Raw genomic sequence first — 14,993 nt, 5'->3', positions numbered from 1 at the left:
CCGATCGGCTCGACGACGTACGGGTCAGGCGTGCTCACCTCGCCGGTGAAGTCCGCGCCGACCATCTCGGGGGCGGCGGGGGCGGTGAACTCGACGGTGCAGACGGCGGCCACCAGCAGCACGCCGAAGTCCGTAGCCGTCACGTCTTCGCGCAGGTCGCCGTCCTGTTGGGCGCGGGCGACGAGGTCGTAGAGGGCGGGCTCCAGCCGCTCGCGGATGACGTCCTCGTGGGCTCCCTCGTGGCGGCCGCACTCGGCGAACAGGTGGTTCTGCCTCGACAGCATCACGTCGCGCAGGCCCTTGTCGTGGCCCTGGGACTCCAGCATCTCGGTCATGAAGTGCACGATTCCGTCCCAGGCGCGGGGGAGGGCCACGGACTCGTCGACGATGCGGATGATGGAGCGGACCATGTCGTCGTACATGGCGTCGATCAGGGCGTCGCGGTTGGGGAAGCGGCGGTAGACGGTGCCCACGCCGAGGCCGGCCTCCTTGGCCACGTCGTCGAGCGAGGCTTCGAGGCCGCGCTGGGCGAAGACGGTCTTGGCCGCGCCGAGGATCAGCTGGCGGTTGCGCTCGGCGTCCCTGCGCAGGGGACGGCTGACGGGCTCGGGGGCGGCGCCGAGGACGCCGGCCACAGCTGCCTCGGACGTACCGGCAGGCTCGGACGTACCGGAAGGCTCGGACGTACCGGCAGGCTCAGACGTGCCGGTGGCCTTGACCGCGCCCTTCGCCTCGGGCGTCGTCGCGGCCTCGATCTCGGACGCGGCCGGGGTCCTCGACCCCGACTCCACGTCGGACTTCGCGCTCATTCCGCCTGCTCCTGCCTTCGTCGCCCCGGGCGCCGACCCGGGTGAACCCTCGATGCATCTAAATGGAACACCTGCCTCCATGTGGAGGCAAGCTCTCCGCTTCCATGGTACAGTTTTTTCTGAAAGTGGAACAATCTCCTCCGGATGCATGGGACCGAATCCATGGCAGAGCTCCAGACGACGGGGACGGGCGCGCAGACCGCGGACGCCGTACCCGCGCACCACGAAGACCCGCACCACGGGCGCCGCTGGCTGATCCTGGCCGTCATCGGCCTGGCCCAGCTGATGATCGTGCTCGACGCGACCATCGTGAACATCGCGCTGCCCGACGCCCAGAAGGCGCTGGGCTTCTCCAACGGCGACCGGCAGTGGATCGTCACGGCGTACTCGCTCGCGTTCGGCAGCCTGCTGCTGCTGTTCGGCCGCGTGTCCGACGTCATAGGCCGCCGCTCCATGTTCCTGATCGGGCTCGTCGGCTTCGCCGCGGCCTCCGCGCTCGGCGGCGCCGCGCCGAACTTCGAAGTGCTGGTCATCGCGCGCGCCCTGCAGGGTGTCGCGGGCGCCATGCTGGCTCCAGCCGCGCTCTCGCTGCTCTCGACGACCTTCACCGAGGCCAAGGAGCGCGCCACCGCGTTCGCCGTGTTCGGCGGCATCGCCGGTTCCGGCGCCGCGATCGGCATGCTGCTCGGCGGCGTGCTCACCGAGTACCTGAACTGGCGCTTCACGCTGTACGTGAACGTCGCTATCGCCGTCATCGCGATCGCCGGCGCCGCCACCCTGATCCCGCGCCAGGCGCGCTCGGCCGACCGGCCCTCGCTCGACATCCCGGGCACGGTGCTCATCTCGACCGGCCTGTTCGGCATCGTCTACGGCTTCGCCAACGCCGAATCGCACCCGTGGAGCGCCCCGGGCACCTGGGGCTTCCTGCTCGGCGGCGTGCTGCTGGTGGCCGCGTTCACCTGGTGGCAGACCCGCGCCGAGCACCCGCTGCTCCCGCTGCGCGTCGTCCTCGAGCGCAACCGCGGCGGCTCGTTCCTGGCGATGTTCCTCACCGGTATCGGCATGTTCGGCGTGTTCCTGTTCCTGAACTACTACCTGCAGGAGAACCTGCGGTACTCGCCGGTCATGACCGGCGTGGCGTTCATGCCGATGGTCGCCGCCCTGATGATCACCGCCACGATCAGCACCACGCAGCTCTACCCGCGCATCGGCGCGAAGATCCTGGTCTTCGTCGGCATGCTGCTGGCCGGCGGCGGCATGGTCTGGCTCACCGGGATCGACCTGACCTCCAGCTACGCCGCGAACATCCTCGGCCCGCTGATCGTCGTCGGCGTCGGCATGGGCATGATCTTCGCCCCGGCGATGAACGCGGCGACCTCGGGCGTCGAGGCGCACGACGCCGGCGTCGCGTCGGCCACCGTGAACACGGCGCAGCAGATCGGCGGCTCGATCGGCACCGCGCTGCTGAACTCGCTCGCGGCCTCCGCGGCCACCCACTACCTCGTCGGCAAGAACGCGTCGAACCAGCTCGTGCTGGCCGCCGCCGAGGTGCACAGCTACACCGTCGCCTACTGGTGGGCCGCGGGGATCTTCGGGGCGGGCGCGATCATCTGCGGCCTGATCCTCAAGGCGGGCAAGCCTGACCCGGCCGATCCGGACGCCGCGCCGGCCATCCACGCGTAGCGCCGAGAGCGTAACAACGAGGTCGCGCATCCGGAGCACAACCGAATACGTATCAAGCCGTTGCCCCCTCTTTTCCTGAAGAGGGGGCAACGGCGTCTTCGAGTACGATCTCGCGGGTGAGCACATCGGGAGGAAGCAAAGCGGTTGTGGCCGCGCTCGGGTCCAATCTCGCGATCGCGGTCGCGAAGTTCGTCGCGTGGGGGTTCAGCGGGTCGTCGTCGATGCTCGCGGAGGCCGTGCACTCGGTCGCCGACTCGGGCAACCAGATCCTGCTGCTGGTCGGCGGCCGCAAGGCGCAGCGGGCCGCGGACGAGGAGCATCCGTTCGGGTACGGCCGCGAGCGGTACGTGTTCGGCTTCCTCGTCTCCATGGTGCTGTTCACGATCGGCGGGCTGTTCGCGGTCTACGAGGGCATCGAGAAGATCGCCCATCCGCATCCGCTCGACGACTGGTACTGGCCGCTCGGCGTCCTGCTGTTCGCGATCTGCGCCGAGGGCTTCTCGTTCCGCACCGCCGTGGGCGAGTCGAGGGGCTCCAAGGGCGGCCAGACCTGGATCGGGTTCATCCGCACCGCGAAGGCGCCGGAGCTGCCGGTGGTGCTGTTCGAGGACTTCGGCGCGCTGATCGGCCTCGGCTTCGCGCTGGCCGGCGTCGGGCTGTCGGTGGCCACGCACAGCGGGGTCTGGGACGGCGTCGGAACCCTCCTGATCGGCACGCTGCTGGTCTGCATCGCGCTGGTGCTGGCCGTGGAGACCAAGTCGCTGCTGCTCGGCGAGGCCGCCGCGCCCGCCGTCGTCGCCGGGATAAGGAAGGCGCTGGTCGACGGCCGGCTCGTCATCCGCGTGATCCACATGCGCACGCTGCACCTCGGTCCCGAGGAGCTGCTCGTGGCCGCGAAGATCGCGGTGCGCCCGGACGCCGCCGCGGCGGACGTGGCGAGCGCGATCAACGAGGCGGAGGCGCGGGTGCGCGAGGCCTATCCGATCGCCCGGGTGATCTACCTGGAGCCGGACATCTACAGCGCCGCCGAGGCCGCCGCCGGGCCGGACCCGGAGGCCACCCCGGGCGGCCGCTGAGCGCCCCGTATCAGGGCCCTGCCGGGTGAAATCTTCCCGTCTCGTCAATCGATTGCTGCGCGGAGTCAGGGGCGCGTAGTAGCTTCGGTCCTATGCCTAGTCTTGATCCGACCTTCGCCGCACTGCCGCTGCGGGAACTGGCCGAGGCCGCCCTGGCCAAGGCCCGGGAGCTCGGCGTGGACCACGCCGACCTGCGCTCCGAGCGCATCCGGGAGCAGTCCGTCCGCCTGCGCGACGCCGAGCTCGACGGCGTGAACGAGTCCGTGGACAGCGGACTCGCGGTGCGCGTCGTGCACCGCGGCACCTGGGGCTTCGCCGCGGGCACCGTGCAGACGCCCGAGGCCGCGGTGCGGCTGGTGGAGCAGGCCGTGCGGGTGGCCGAGGTCTCCGCGCCGGTCAACACCGAGCCGGTGGTCCTCGCGCCCGAGCCCTCGCACGGCGAGCAGGAGTGGATCTCGGCGTACGAGGTGGACCCCTTCGACGTCCCGGACGACGAGAAGATCGCGCTGCTCGGGGGCTGGTCCAAGCGGCTGCTCGAGCACGAGGCGGTCGCGCACGTGGACGCGTTCGTGCACGCGGTCAAGGAGAACAAGTTCTACGCCGACACCAACGGCACCGTGACCACCCAGCAGCGCGTCCGGGTGCACGCGGCGCTCGAGGCGGTCGCGATCGACGAGGCGACCGGCGCGTTCGAGACGATGCGGACCCTCGCCCCGCCGGTCGGCCGCGGCTGGGAGTTCCTGCGCGGCGTCGGCTGGGACTGGGAGGCGGAGCTCGCCGCGCTGCCCGGGCTGCTGGCCGAGAAGCTGGCCGCGCCCTCGGTCGAGGCCGGCGAGTACGACCTCGTGGTCGACCCGTCGAACCTCTGGCTCACCATCCACGAGTCGATCGGCCACGCGACGGAGCTGGACCGGGCGCTCGGCTACGAGGCGGCGTACGCGGGCACCTCGTTCGCCACGCTCGACAAGCTCGGCACGCTCAAGTACGGCTCGCCGGTGATGCACGTGACCGGCGACCGGACCGTCGAGCACGGCCTGTCCACGGTCGGCTTCGACGACGAGGGCGTGCAGACCCAGCAGTGGGACCTCGTCACCGGCGGCATCCTGACGGGCTACCAGCTCGACCGGCGGATCGCGCGGCTCAAGGGCCTCAACGGCGGCCGCTCCAACGGCTGCGGCTTCGCCGACTCGCCGGGGCACGCGCCGATCCAGCGGATGGCCAACGTCTCGCTGCAGCCCGCCGCCGACGGCCCGGGCACCGCCGAGCTGATCTCCCGGGTGAAGAACGGGCTCTACATCCAGGGCGACAAGTCCTGGTCGATCGACATGCAGCGGTACAACTTCCAGTTCACCGGCCAGCGCGCCTACCTGATCAAGGACGGCAAGCTGGCCGGCCAGGTCAAGGACTTCGCGTACCAGGCCACGACGACCGACTTCTGGGGCGCGATGGAGGCGGTCGGCGGCCCGCAGACCTACGTCCTGGGCGGCGCCTTCAACTGCGGCAAGGGCCAGCCCGGCCAGGTCGCGCCGGTCTCGCACGGCTGCCCCTCGGCGCTCTTCCGCGGAATCAGGATCCTCAACACGGTGCAGGAGGCGGGCAAGTGAGCGTGACACCGCAGCAGTTGGCGGAGCGGGCGCTGGCCGCCGCCAAGGCGGACGGTACCGTCGTCATGGTCGACGAGTCCTCGACCGCGAACCTCCGCTGGGCCAACAACACCCTGACGACGAACGGCGTGGCCGCCAACCGCCGCGTCACGGTAGTCTCCACGCTCAAGCGCGGCGAGGGCGCGTCGGCGGCGGCCATCACCAAGGCCGGCGTGACCGAGGACGACATCGAGGATCTGGTGCGCGAGAGCGAGGCGGCGGCGCGCGCCGCCAGCCCGGCGCCGGACGCCCGGCCGCTGCTCGGCCCCGAGGACGCCGCCGGATTGCAAGGCGTGCGCTGGGAGGAGGCGGCCGTCGGCACCGACATCGAGGTCTTCGCCGGCCTCGCCCCGGCGCTCGGCGAGTCCTTCGAGGGGGCGCGCTCGGCCGGCCAGCTGCTGTTCGGCTTCGCCGAGCACACCGCCGTGACCACGTACCTGGCGACCAGCACCGGCCTGCGGCTGCGGCACGACCAGCCGACCGGCAAGCTGGAGCTCAACGCGAAGACCCCGGACTTCGTGCGCTCCTCCTGGGGCGGCGCGCAGACCCGCGACTTCACCGACGTGGACGTCGTCGCGCTCGCGGCCGGCCTCGGCCAGCGCCTGGAGTGGCAGAAGCGGCGCATCGACCTGCCGGCCGGGCGCTACGAGACCCTGCTGCCGCCGACCGCCGTCGCCGATCTGATGATCTACCTGTACTGGACCGCCTCGGCCCGGGACGCCGCCGACGGCCGCACGGTCTTCTCCGCACCCGGCGGCAGCGGCGGCACCAAGGTGGGCCGGCGGATCGGCGTGCCGGGGCTGCGGCTCTGGTCGGACCCGGCGGCCGCCGGTCTCGAGGCGGCGGCCTTCAACGCGGTCACGGCCTCCTCGTCGCAGTCCTCGGTCTTCGACAACGGCCTGCCGCTCGCCCCGACCGACTGGGTGCGCGACGGCGTGCTGGAGCGGCTGCTGACGACGCGTCACTCCGCGGCCGAGACCGGCCTGCCGGTCACCCCGCCGATCGACAACCTGCTGCTCGACGCGGGCGGCACGGCGAGCCTGGAGACCATGACCCGGTCCACCGCCGACGGCCTCCTGCTGACCTGCCTCTGGTACATCCGCGAGGTGGACCCGCAGACGCTGCTGCTCACCGGCCTGACCAGGGACGGCGTGTACAAGGTCGAGGGCGGTGAGGTGGTCGGAGTGGTCAACAACTTCCGCTTCAACGAGTCCCCGGTGGACATGCTCGGCCGCATCGCGGAGGCGGGCCGCACCGAGATCACCCTGCCCCGCGAATGGAACGACTACTTCACCCGGACCGCGATGCCCGCGCTGCGGGTCGCCGACTTCAACATGTCCTCGGTGTCGAAGGCGAGCTGATCGCCCCGGCCGAGCGATCCGGCCGGATCACGGCCAGTTCAGTTCGATGTAGCGGCGCCAGGCGAGGTCGATCCGTTCGGCCTCGCCGGTCGCCAGCAGATCCAGGAACAGCCCGCGCAGCGTGGCCAGCGCGAGGGTGACCTCGGCGTCCGAGGGGGCGCTGCCCGCCGACCTCGTCAGCATGCTGCGCAGCTGCGGCTCCCAGTCGCGCACCGAATCGACCGCGAAGCTCGCCCACGGCTCGCCCCCGCCGAGCGAGCGGCTGTAGCTCTCGAAGAACAGCCGGCCCACCCCCGCGTGCTCGGGCTCGCACATCCACGCCCACAGCCGGCCGAGCACCTCGCCCGGGGCGGCGGACTCCTCCATCGCCCGCCGCACCACGGCCAGCTGCCTGGCCCGCGAAGCCGCCAGCACCTCGCGCAGCAGCCCGTCCTTCGACCCGAACAGGTAGATCAGCACCCGCGGACTCGACCCGATCGCCGCGGCCAGCGGGCGCAGCGAGAGCTCCGACAGGTTCGTCCGCTCGGCGTAGTCGAGGGTGCGTTCGAGCAGCTCGGCCCGGCGCGGCGAGCCGACCGACACCTCCGGCTGCGCGGGGGCTTCCACTGATCCGTCCATGGGGATATCTTGGCTCACGAGAGCCACTGAAACAACCGTTTCAGTAGGCGGGGAGTGCGAGCGCAACGGGCACGAGCGGAGAGCGGGGACCACACCATGAACATCCGTTTGGCGACGCGGCCGGGCGATCTCGGCGAGGTGATCGCGCTGCACGGCCGCCTGTACGCCGAGGAGTACGCGATGGACCAGTCGATGGAGGCGTACTGCGGCGAGGGCATCAGCCGCTTCGTCCTCGACCGGATGGAGCACGGCGAGCAGGTGGGCGAGATGTGGGTGGCCGAGGACGACGGCCGGATCCTCGGCTCGATCGCCATGCTCGCCGAGGAGGGGATGGGCCGCCTGCGCTGGCTGCTGCTGCACCCGGACCTGCGCGGCAGGGGAGCCGGCCGCAAGCTGGTGGACACCTCGATGGACTACGCCCGCCGACGCGGCTTCCCCGGCGTGTTCCTGACCACGATCTCAGGCCTCGATGCCGCGCACCATCTGTACCGGCAGGCCGGATTCGAGCTGACCGAGACCGTGCCGGTGCACAAGTGGGGTATCCAGACCCAGGAGCAGCGCTTCGACATGAAGTTCGGCTAGTTCGGCTAGTTCGCCGCGTCGATCCACGCGTCCTCGGCGAGGAACAGCGGGGCGGCGCAGACGCGCTTCTGCTCGTCCCAGGCGGCCTTCGGCAGGTTCGCCGTCAGCGTGCCGTACATGTCGAAGACCACCGCGGACATCCGAGTCACGATCCGGAACATATCAGGGTCGCCGGGCGCCGGGCTCCGGGTATCCTCCGGAGGCGCAGGCGGCCGGGATTTGCGAGGCTGGGACCATGCGCGAAGTCTTCAACCTGGTTCTGAACATCATCTGGTTCCTCTTCTGCGGGCTATGGCTCGCGATCGCCTACGTGGTCGCGGCGCTGATCTGCTTCGTGCTGATCATCACGATCCCGTTCGGGATCGCGTCGCTGCGGATCGCGAGCTTCGTGATCTGGCCCTTCGGCCGGACGGCGGTGCCGCGCGAGGACGCCGGAGCCGCGTCCTGCGTCGGCAACGTGATCTGGCTCGTCGTCGCCGGCATCTGGCTGGCGCTCGCGCACATCGCGACCAGCATCGCCCTCGCGGTCACCATCATCGGCATCCCCTTCGCCTGGGCGAACCTGAAGCTCATCCCGATCTCGCTGATGCCGCTCGGGATGAAGATCGTCCGCACCGACGAGGCCTTCGCCGGCTGGTGAGCGGGCTCGGCGGCGGTTCGGATCGAACAATCTTGACATCGAGATAAATCCCCGACAGTATTTCTCGATGTCAAGATAGTTCTCGAGCCGGGGAGTAGAGCATGCCGACGCAGAGCACCACCTGGAACCCGGGCCACTACCTGCGCTTCGCCGCGCAGCGCGCGCAGCCCTTCCGCGACCTGCTCGCCCGCGTCCGCGCGGACGGCGAGCCGGAGCCGGAGTACGTCGTGGACCTCGGCTGCGGTCCCGGCAACGCCACGGAGCTGCTGACGCGGCGCTGGCCGGGCGCGCGCGTGCTGGGCCTCGACAACTCGCCGCAGATGATCGAGGCGGCGCAGGCCCGCGCCGTGCCCGGGCGACTGGAGTTCCGCTCGGGCGACGTGCGCGAGGTGACGGCCGACCTGCTCGGCGGCCCGGTTGACGTGCTGATCACCAACGCGACCCTGCAGTGGGTGCCCGGCCACCTCGACCTGATCCCGCGGTTCGCCGAACTGCTCGCCCCCGGCGGCACCTTCGCGCTCGGCGTGCCCGGCAACTTCGACTCGCCCTCGCACACGCTGTTCGGCGAGCTGCAGCGGGAGCCGCGCTGGGCCGCCCGGCTGACCGGGCTCGAAGTGCGCCCGAACGTCCCCGAGCCCGAGGAGTACCTGCGCGCGCTGGACGCCGCCGGGCTCGCCGCGGACGCGTGGGAGACCACGTACCTGTACGTCGTCGACGGCGAGGACGGCGTGTTCGACTTCGTCAGCTCGACGGGGCTGCGGCCGGTCCTGATCGAGCTCGGCGGACCGGACTCGCCGGCCGCGATCGAGTTCTGCGACGAGTACCGCGCGCTGCTGCGCGAGGCCTACCCGCCGACCGTGATCGGCGGCCGGACCGTGCAGCTGCTGCCGTTCCGCAGGATCTTCGCGCTCGGCGTGCGCGGCTGAGCCGGCCCCGGATCACGCGTCGAGCGGGCCACGGTACTCGATCGGCCCGTAGAGCGCCTCCGGGCGCCGGGACATCAGGGCCCAGTAGCGGTCGCCGTAGGAGAAGTGCCACCACTCGGTCGGGTAGTTGACGAAGCCGGCCGAGTGCATGGCCTCGACCAGGATCGCGCGGTTCTCCGCCGCCTGAGGCGGGAGGCCCTCGGCGTCGGTGTAGCACCGGCCGTCGGACTGCTCGGGCGTGGCGTTCATGATCGTGCCCATGTCGAGCTCGCCCTCGGCGTCGCACAGCGTCAGGTCGATCGCCGCGCCCGCGCTGTGCGGGGCCAGTTCGGGCGGGGAGACGTAGCGGCTCGCGGCGGTGCGCAGCTGCTCGGCCGAGTAGCCGGGGTTGAGCTGGGCCAGCTCTTCCCGGTAGCCGTCGAAGTACTTCCGCTGCAGTTCGAGCGGCCGGTAGGCCTCGACCACGAGCAGCCGCAGGCCGGCCGGCAGCAGCTTCTCCGCCTGGGCCAGCCGCTCGGCCGCGCCGGACCGGTACCGGCGTGAGGCGCCGAGCGGGTCCTCGTGCCGCGGATCGATCAGGAAGCCCGCGGCCTCGAGGTCGACGAGCGGCTCGCCGTTGTCGACCACGGGTATCCGGGCGACGCGGGGATCCGCCATCAGGACGATGTCACGCACGGCCGAGACCTTACTTTCCGGGGGCGACGTCGCCCAGGGTGTTACGGACGTTCCGCGGCAGCTTGGCGCGGACCAGGTCGTAGGAGTCCTCGATCATCTCGCGGACCAGGTCGTCGGGCACCGAGCCGTCGATCAGCACCGTGTTCCAGTGCTGCTTGTTCAGGTGGTAGCCCGCGGTGATCGCCGGATACTCGATGCGCAGCTTGACCGCGACCTCGGGCACGCACTTGAGACTGATCCGCAGCGGGGTCTCGTCGAGGGCGCAGAGCGCGAAGACCTTGCCCGCGACCTTGAACACCGACAGCTCGGCGGAGAACGGGAAGGTCTCCTCGGCCGCGGGCTGGTCCAGGCAGACGGCCCTCAGCCGGTCAGCCGTCCACATGCGCGAGCCCTTCGGCGGCCACGCGCTCGAAGACCTTCATGTCGGCGGCGAACTCGCTGTCCGCGATCGGCCAGTGCAGCACGAGCTCGGTGATGCCGACCTCCCGGTAGCGCCCGGCCCAGTCGACGAAGGCCTCGAAGGACTCCAGCGGGCGCTCGCCCGCGGAGCGGCCCATGTTCAGCAGGGTGAGTTCGAGCTCCGCGACGTCCCGGCCGCGTGCCGCGCACGCCTCGGCGAGCCGCCCGATCTGCTCGGCGACGACCTTCGGCCCGTCCTCGGCCGCGCCGTAGGTGACCCAGCCCTGGCCGAGTTCCGCGGCCAGCCGCATCGAGCGCGGCCCGACCGCCGCGACGTGGAACGGCATCCGCGGCCGCTGGGTGCTGCCCGGCAGCATCTCGGCTTCGAGCGCCCGGTAGTGGACGCCGTCGGCCGCGGTCGTCTCGTCCTGGGTGAGCAGCCGGTCGAGCAAGCGGGTGAACTCGGCGAAGCGGTCCGCGCGTTCCCGGCCGGACCAGCGCTCCTCGCCCAGTACGCTCGCGTCGAAGCCCTCGCCGCCGGCGCCGATGCCGAGCGTGAAGCGTCCGCCGGACAGCTCGTCGAGGGTCATCAGATCCTTGGCGAAGGGGACCGGGTGCCGGAAGTTCGGCGAGGCGACCAGCGTCCCCAGCCTGATCCGCCCGGTCGCCACGGCGGCCGCGGCCAGGGTCGGGACCGTGCCGTGCCACGGCGAGCCGCGGAAGGACTGCCAGGTCAGGTGGTCGTAGGTGTACGCGGCGTGGAGGCCGAGCTCCTCGGCGCGGCGCCAGACCTCGCGGCCTTCGCGCCACGGGAAGACCGGCAGGATCACGGTGCTCAGCTGCATGGGTCGATCTTAGCCGCGGCCGGGGACGCCGGCCCGGAGATAAGTGGTCTAGACCCTTGACCGCCCGGCGCCCCGGCGGTTGACTACGAATACTGCTTCACCCGCGGTCGCCCACGCCGCGGCCGTCGCACCAGCTCAGGAGGCTTCCCTCCCCATGCCCACCGCACTCTCCGCTGCCCGGGTCCGGCCCTGGCAGGCGGCCGTCGGCACCGCGGCCATAGCGTTCGGCGCCCTCGTCCTCACCCCGATCGCCGCCGCGCACGCCGCTTCTGCTTCGGCCGCTCCCGACGCCCGCCGCCATGCGGCCGCCGCGCTGCCGTCCTGCCCCTTCTGGGACGCCGGGGTCACACCGCCCTCGCGCAGCGTCTCGCCGTGGACGCCGCCGTCGCAGACCGCCCCGGCCGTCGACTTCTCCAGTCGCCCCGCCGCGCCGACGCTCACCGGTTCGCTCTCCAGCGGCACCGTGACCATCACCGTGCACCCGGTGCCCAACGCGGTCGCCTACCGCGTGTGGCGCGACGGCGTGGCCGTCGGCTACATCAGCTACTGGGGTCAGACCGGTCCGCTGACCGTCACCGACACCTCGCCGTGTCAGGGCGCGTACTACGACGTCGTCGCCATGTACGACACCAGCGAATCCGACGCCTCGCACGGCCAGCTGTCCGCGCCCTACTGGCTCGGCGGCGACGGCACCCTCGCGACCGGTTCCGGCGACGTTCCCGTCGGCACGCAGATCCCGGTGATGGTGACCGCGTACAACGACGTCGGCCAGACCTCCTCCGGCCTCAACGCGCAGCTCGGCGTGTGCGCTACCGACCCGCGCGTGATCCCGTGGGGCACGTACTTCACCGTGCCGGGCTACGGGACCTGCTACGCGGCCGACCTCGGCGCGTGGGTCCAGAGCGACACTGTGGACGTGTGGCTGCCCGGCGTCCAGGCGGGCAACTGGGGCGTGCAGGATCGCACGGTCACGGTGATCGCCAACCCGTACTGAGCCGTCGGCCCGTCGGCCGGCGCTCCGGCCCCGGCGGGCTACGAGGCCCAGAGCGTCCGGACGTGCGAGAGGTGGTGCTCCATGCACGCGCGCACGGCCTCCTCGTCGCCCGCGATCAGCGCGTCGAGCAGCGAGATGTGCTCGCGCGCCGAGGCCTCGAGCCGCCCCGCCACGGCCAGCTCCTGCAGGCCGAACAGCCGCGAGCGCTTGCGCAGATCCGCCACGACCGCGACGAGGTGCTCGTTGCCGGCCATCGCGAGCAGGGCGAGGTGCAGCCGGTTGTCGGCCTCCAGGTAGCCGATCAGGTCGCCCTTCGCCGCCGCCCGGACGATTTCATCGGCCTGCGGGCGCAGCGCCTCGAACTGCTCGATGTCGGCCGTCCGGATCAGCCCGACGACCACCGGGATCTCGATCAGCTTCCTGATCTGCGTGTACTCGTCCAGCTGGCGCTCGGAGACCTCGGTGACCCGGAAGCCCTTGTTGGGCATCGTGTCCACCAGCCCCTCGCGCACGAGGTCGAGCATCGCCTCGCGGACCGGCGTGGCCGAGACCCCGAAGCGCGCGGCGAGCGCGGGCGCCGAGTACACCTCGCCCGGCTTGAGCTCGCCGGCGATCAGGGCGGCGCGCAGCGCGTCGCCGACCTGGTCGCGGTATCGGCGGCGGCCGCCGAGCGGCGTCAGCGCGGAGCCGTCGGCGGTCACAGGACGAACCCCGCGGGGAAGGGATCGGCCGGATCGAGCATGTACTGCGCGGTCCCGGTGATCCACGCGCGGCCGGTGATCGACGGAAGGACGGCGGGGAACCCGCCGACCGTCGTCTCGCCCAGCAGGCGCCCGGTGAAGTGCGTCCCGATAAAGGACTCGTTGACGAACTCGCGGCCGATCTCCAGCTGCCCGCGCGCGTGCAGCTGCGCCATCCGCGCCGAGGTCCCGGTGCCGCAGGGGGAGCGGTCGAACCAGCCCGGGTGGATCGCCATGGCGTGCCGCGAGTGCTCCGGCGTCGCGTCCGGCGCGAGGAACTGCACGTGGTGGCAGCCGCGCACGGTCGGGTCCAGCGGGTGCACCGGCTCGTCCTCGGCGTTGATCGCGGCCATCAGCTCGAGGCCGGCGGCCAGGATCTCGTTCTTGCGCGCGAGCTCGAACGGCAGGTCGAACTGCTCCAGCGGCAGGATGGCGTAGAAGTTGCCGCCGTAGGCCAGGTCGTACGTCACGCTGCGCCCGCTCGGAAGCGTGATCTTGCGGTCCAGCGCGACGCAGTACGAAGGCACGTTCGCCAGCGTGACCGCCGTGGCCGCGCCGTCCTCGACGTGCACCTCGGCCGTGACCAGGCCCGCCGGGACCTCCAGCCGCACGGTCGTGACCGGCTCGACGACCGGCACCATCCCGGTCTCGACCAGCACCGTCGCCACCCCGATCGTGCCGTGCCCGCACATCGGCAGGCAGCCGGAGACCTCGATGAACAGCACGCCGTAGTCGGCGTCCGGGCGGGTCGGCGGCTGCAGGATCGCACCGCTCATCGAGGCGTGGCCACGCGGCTCGCACATCAGCAGCGTGCGGAGGTGGTCGAGGTTCTCCATGAAATGCGTCCGCCGCTCGGACATCGTCGCGCCGGGAATCACGCCCACCCCGCCGGTGACGACGCGGGTCGGCATGCCCTCGGTGTGCGAGTCCACCGCGTGCAGAACCAGTCGGCTGCGCATGGCGAATGATCCTTCCTGGATTGCCTGTCGTTGTGCAAGGGTTCGGACGGACTCAGGCGAGGCCGAGTTCGACGGCCCGCTCCGTCGCGGCGCGCACCGCCTTCTCCTGCTCGGGCGTCAGCGGGCCGCGCGGCGCCCGGCACGGACCGCCGTACCGGCCGACGATGTCCATCGACAGCTTGATGGCCTGCACGAACTCGGTCCGCGAGTCCCAGCGCAGCAGCGGGTGCAGCTGCCGGTAGAGCGCGCGGGCGTTCTCCAGGTCCCCGGCGACGGCGGCCCGGTAGAGCCGCACGGTCGAGCTCGGCAGCGCGTTCGGGTAGCCAGCGACCCAGCCCTTGGCCCCGGCGATCGCGAGTTCGAGCAGCACGTCGTCCGCGCCGATCAGCAGGTCCAGGCCCGGCGCCAGTTCGGCGAGCTGGTACGGCCGGCGCACGTCCCCGCTGAACTCCTTCACCGCGACGATGTGCCCGTCGTGGTAGATGTCGGCGAGCAGTTCGGGCACCAGGTCGACCTTGGTGTCGTACGGGTTGTTGTAGGCCACGATCGGCACGCCGGCCTTCGCCACCTCGGCGTAGTGCGCACGCACGACGGAGGCGTCCGCGCGGTACGCGTTCGGCGGCAGCAGCAGCACGGCCGGGCACCCGGCCTCGGCCGCGTCCTCCGTCCAGCGCCGCGCCTCGGCCGCGCCGTACGCCGCGACTCCCGGCACCACCCGGTCGGCGCCGATCGCCTCCGCGGCCGTGCGCACGACCCGGGAGCGCTCCTCCGGCGTGAGCGTCTGGTACTCGCCGAGCGAACCGTTGGGCACGACGCCGTCGCAGCCCTCGGCGACGAGCCACGCGCAGTGCGCGGCGTACGCGTCGTAGTCCACGCTGAGGTCTTCGCGCAGCGGGAGCGCGGTGGCGACGAGGACGCCGTGCCAGGGCGTGCGGGAATCGGTGCTGTTCACGATGCGGTTCCTTCGTTGTCCGGGGAGGGTTCCAGGTGCGGGGATCGGGCGAGCACGCCGAGCGGCACCGGCCGCGCGAACGGGGTGCGGG

17 protein-coding genes are annotated in these 14,993 nt (G+C 71.6%); 8 read left to right on the top strand and 9 right to left on the bottom strand.

What is annotated here, in order from left to right; genetic code table 11:
- On the bottom strand, positions 1–809 hold an 809-nt coding region (locus tag KDK95_RS30845), incomplete at its 3' end, for a TetR/AcrR family transcriptional regulator (protein ID WP_212521865.1).
- A 162-nt stretch (positions 810–971) separates the two neighbouring features.
- Here KDK95_RS30845 and KDK95_RS30840 point away from each other — a divergent pair.
- From KDK95_RS30840 to KDK95_RS30825, 4 genes are all read left to right on the top strand, one after another.
- The gene (locus tag KDK95_RS30840; RefSeq protein ID WP_212521864.1) at positions 972–2,492 is read left to right on the top strand and encodes an MFS transporter; all 1,521 of its coding nucleotides are present in this window, start codon (positions 972–974) and stop codon (positions 2,490–2,492) included.
- A 116-nt stretch (positions 2,493–2,608) separates the two neighbouring features.
- Positions 2,609–3,568, top strand: a complete 960-nt coding sequence (locus tag KDK95_RS30835; RefSeq protein ID WP_212521863.1) for a cation diffusion facilitator family transporter — start codon at positions 2,609–2,611, stop codon at positions 3,566–3,568.
- A gap of 92 nt (positions 3,569–3,660) precedes the next feature.
- The gene (locus KDK95_RS30830; RefSeq protein ID WP_212521862.1) at positions 3,661–5,172 is read left to right on the top strand and encodes a TldD/PmbA family protein; all 1,512 of its coding nucleotides are present in this window, start codon (positions 3,661–3,663) and stop codon (positions 5,170–5,172) included.
- Positions 5,169–6,572, top strand: a complete 1,404-nt coding sequence (locus KDK95_RS30825) for a metallopeptidase TldD-related protein (RefSeq protein WP_307844804.1) — start codon at positions 5,169–5,171, stop codon at positions 6,570–6,572. The genes KDK95_RS30830 and KDK95_RS30825 overlap by 4 nt, the downstream gene beginning before the upstream one ends.
- A 27-nt stretch (positions 6,573–6,599) precedes the next feature.
- Here KDK95_RS30825 and KDK95_RS30820 read toward each other — a convergent pair whose 3' ends face one another.
- Positions 6,600–7,190, bottom strand: coding sequence for a TetR/AcrR family transcriptional regulator (locus KDK95_RS30820; RefSeq protein ID WP_212521861.1), 591 nt, complete (start codon positions 7,188–7,190; stop codon positions 6,600–6,602).
- 54 nt (positions 7,191–7,244) lie between these two features.
- Here KDK95_RS30820 and KDK95_RS30815 point away from each other — a divergent pair, with 54 nt between their 5' ends.
- On the top strand, positions 7,245–7,772 hold the full coding sequence (locus KDK95_RS30815) for a GNAT family N-acetyltransferase (protein ID WP_212521860.1): 528 nt from the start codon (positions 7,245–7,247) through the stop codon (positions 7,770–7,772).
- Positions 7,773–7,777: 5 nt separating this feature from the next.
- Here the strand turns inward: KDK95_RS30815 and KDK95_RS30810 are convergent, their stop codons facing one another.
- Positions 7,778–7,921 carry a hypothetical protein gene (locus KDK95_RS30810; RefSeq protein WP_212521859.1) on the bottom strand — a complete coding sequence of 48 codons (144 nt, stop codon included), beginning with the start codon at positions 7,919–7,921 and terminating at the stop codon, positions 7,778–7,780.
- Between the two features lie 86 nt (positions 7,922–8,007).
- Between KDK95_RS30810 and KDK95_RS30805 the strand changes: the two genes are divergently transcribed.
- Positions 8,008–8,412 (top strand): YccF domain-containing protein, encoded by a 405-nt coding sequence (locus tag KDK95_RS30805; protein ID WP_212521858.1) that lies wholly within the window; start codon positions 8,008–8,010, stop codon positions 8,410–8,412.
- Between the two features lie 101 nt (positions 8,413–8,513).
- Positions 8,514–9,338, top strand: a complete 825-nt coding sequence (locus KDK95_RS30800; RefSeq protein WP_212521857.1) for a methyltransferase domain-containing protein — start codon at positions 8,514–8,516, stop codon at positions 9,336–9,338.
- Between the two features lie 12 nt (positions 9,339–9,350).
- Here KDK95_RS30800 and KDK95_RS30795 read toward each other — a convergent pair whose 3' ends face one another.
- The 3 genes from KDK95_RS30795 to KDK95_RS30785 are packed head-to-tail and all read right to left on the bottom strand — an operon-like array spanning position 9,351 to position 11,257.
- Positions 9,351–10,013: a M15 family metallopeptidase gene (locus tag KDK95_RS30795; protein ID WP_212521856.1), complete on the bottom strand. Its 663-nt coding sequence runs from the start codon at positions 10,011–10,013 to the stop codon at positions 9,351–9,353.
- A 10-nt stretch (positions 10,014–10,023) separates the two neighbouring features.
- Positions 10,024–10,395 (bottom strand): MmcQ/YjbR family DNA-binding protein, encoded by a 372-nt coding sequence (locus KDK95_RS30790; protein WP_212521855.1) that lies wholly within the window; start codon positions 10,393–10,395, stop codon positions 10,024–10,026.
- Entirely contained in the window at positions 10,382–11,257 is an 876-nt protein-coding gene (locus KDK95_RS30785) for an LLM class flavin-dependent oxidoreductase (protein ID WP_212521854.1), read from the bottom strand. Before KDK95_RS30785 ends, KDK95_RS30790 begins: the two co-directional genes overlap by 14 nt.
- A gap of 154 nt (positions 11,258–11,411) precedes the next feature.
- Here KDK95_RS30785 and KDK95_RS30780 point away from each other — a divergent pair, with 154 nt between their 5' ends.
- Entirely contained in the window at positions 11,412–12,251 is an 840-nt protein-coding gene (locus KDK95_RS30780; RefSeq protein ID WP_212521853.1) for a 3D domain-containing protein, read from the top strand.
- Positions 12,252–12,289: 38 nt separating this feature from the next.
- On the opposite strand, the gene KDK95_RS30775 is transcribed toward KDK95_RS30780, so the two are convergent.
- The 3 genes from KDK95_RS30775 to KDK95_RS30765 are packed head-to-tail and all read right to left on the bottom strand — an operon-like array spanning position 12,290 to position 14,902.
- Entirely contained in the window at positions 12,290–12,952 is a 663-nt protein-coding gene (locus KDK95_RS30775; RefSeq protein ID WP_212521852.1) for a GntR family transcriptional regulator, read from the bottom strand.
- Positions 12,949–13,950 (bottom strand): proline racemase family protein, encoded by a 1,002-nt coding sequence (locus tag KDK95_RS30770; protein ID WP_212521851.1) that lies wholly within the window; start codon positions 13,948–13,950, stop codon positions 12,949–12,951. The genes KDK95_RS30775 and KDK95_RS30770 overlap by 4 nt, the downstream gene beginning before the upstream one ends.
- A gap of 52 nt (positions 13,951–14,002) precedes the next feature.
- On the bottom strand, positions 14,003–14,902 hold the full coding sequence (locus KDK95_RS30765; RefSeq protein ID WP_212521850.1) for a dihydrodipicolinate synthase family protein: 900 nt from the start codon (positions 14,900–14,902) through the stop codon (positions 14,003–14,005).
- Positions 14,903–14,993 lie beyond the last annotated feature (91 nt).

Origin of the sequence: Actinospica acidithermotolerans (assembly GCF_018139625.1) — a bacterium.
Lineage (GTDB): Bacteria > Actinomycetota > Actinomycetes > Streptomycetales > Catenulisporaceae > Actinospica > Actinospica acidithermotolerans.
Note: the sequence above shows the minus strand (reverse complement) of the source record. Positions and strands in the feature narration are given on the sequence as shown.

Bases quoted from the DNA above. Each gene is read 5' to 3' on its own strand.
- KDK95_RS30830 (WP_212521862.1), top strand. From the start codon at position 3,661: ATGCCTAGTCTTGATCCGACCTTCGCCGCACTGCCGCTGCGGGAACTG.
- KDK95_RS30770 (WP_212521851.1), bottom strand. From the start codon at position 13,950: ATGCGCAGCCGACTGGTTCTGCACGCGGTGGACTCGCACACCGAGGGC.
- KDK95_RS30790 (WP_212521855.1), bottom strand. From the start codon at position 10,395: ATGTGGACGGCTGACCGGCTGAGGGCCGTCTGCCTGGACCAGCCCGCG.
- KDK95_RS30785 (WP_212521854.1), bottom strand. From the start codon at position 11,257: ATGCAGCTGAGCACCGTGATCCTGCCGGTCTTCCCGTGGCGCGAAGGC.
- KDK95_RS30840 (WP_212521864.1), top strand. From the start codon at position 972: ATGGCAGAGCTCCAGACGACGGGGACGGGCGCGCAGACCGCGGACGCC.
- KDK95_RS30820 (WP_212521861.1), bottom strand. From the start codon at position 7,190: ATGGACGGATCAGTGGAAGCCCCCGCGCAGCCGGAGGTGTCGGTCGGC.
- KDK95_RS30800 (WP_212521857.1), top strand. From the start codon at position 8,514: ATGCCGACGCAGAGCACCACCTGGAACCCGGGCCACTACCTGCGCTTC.
- KDK95_RS30805 (WP_212521858.1), top strand. From the start codon at position 8,008: ATGCGCGAAGTCTTCAACCTGGTTCTGAACATCATCTGGTTCCTCTTC.
- KDK95_RS30780 (WP_212521853.1), top strand. From the start codon at position 11,412: ATGCCCACCGCACTCTCCGCTGCCCGGGTCCGGCCCTGGCAGGCGGCC.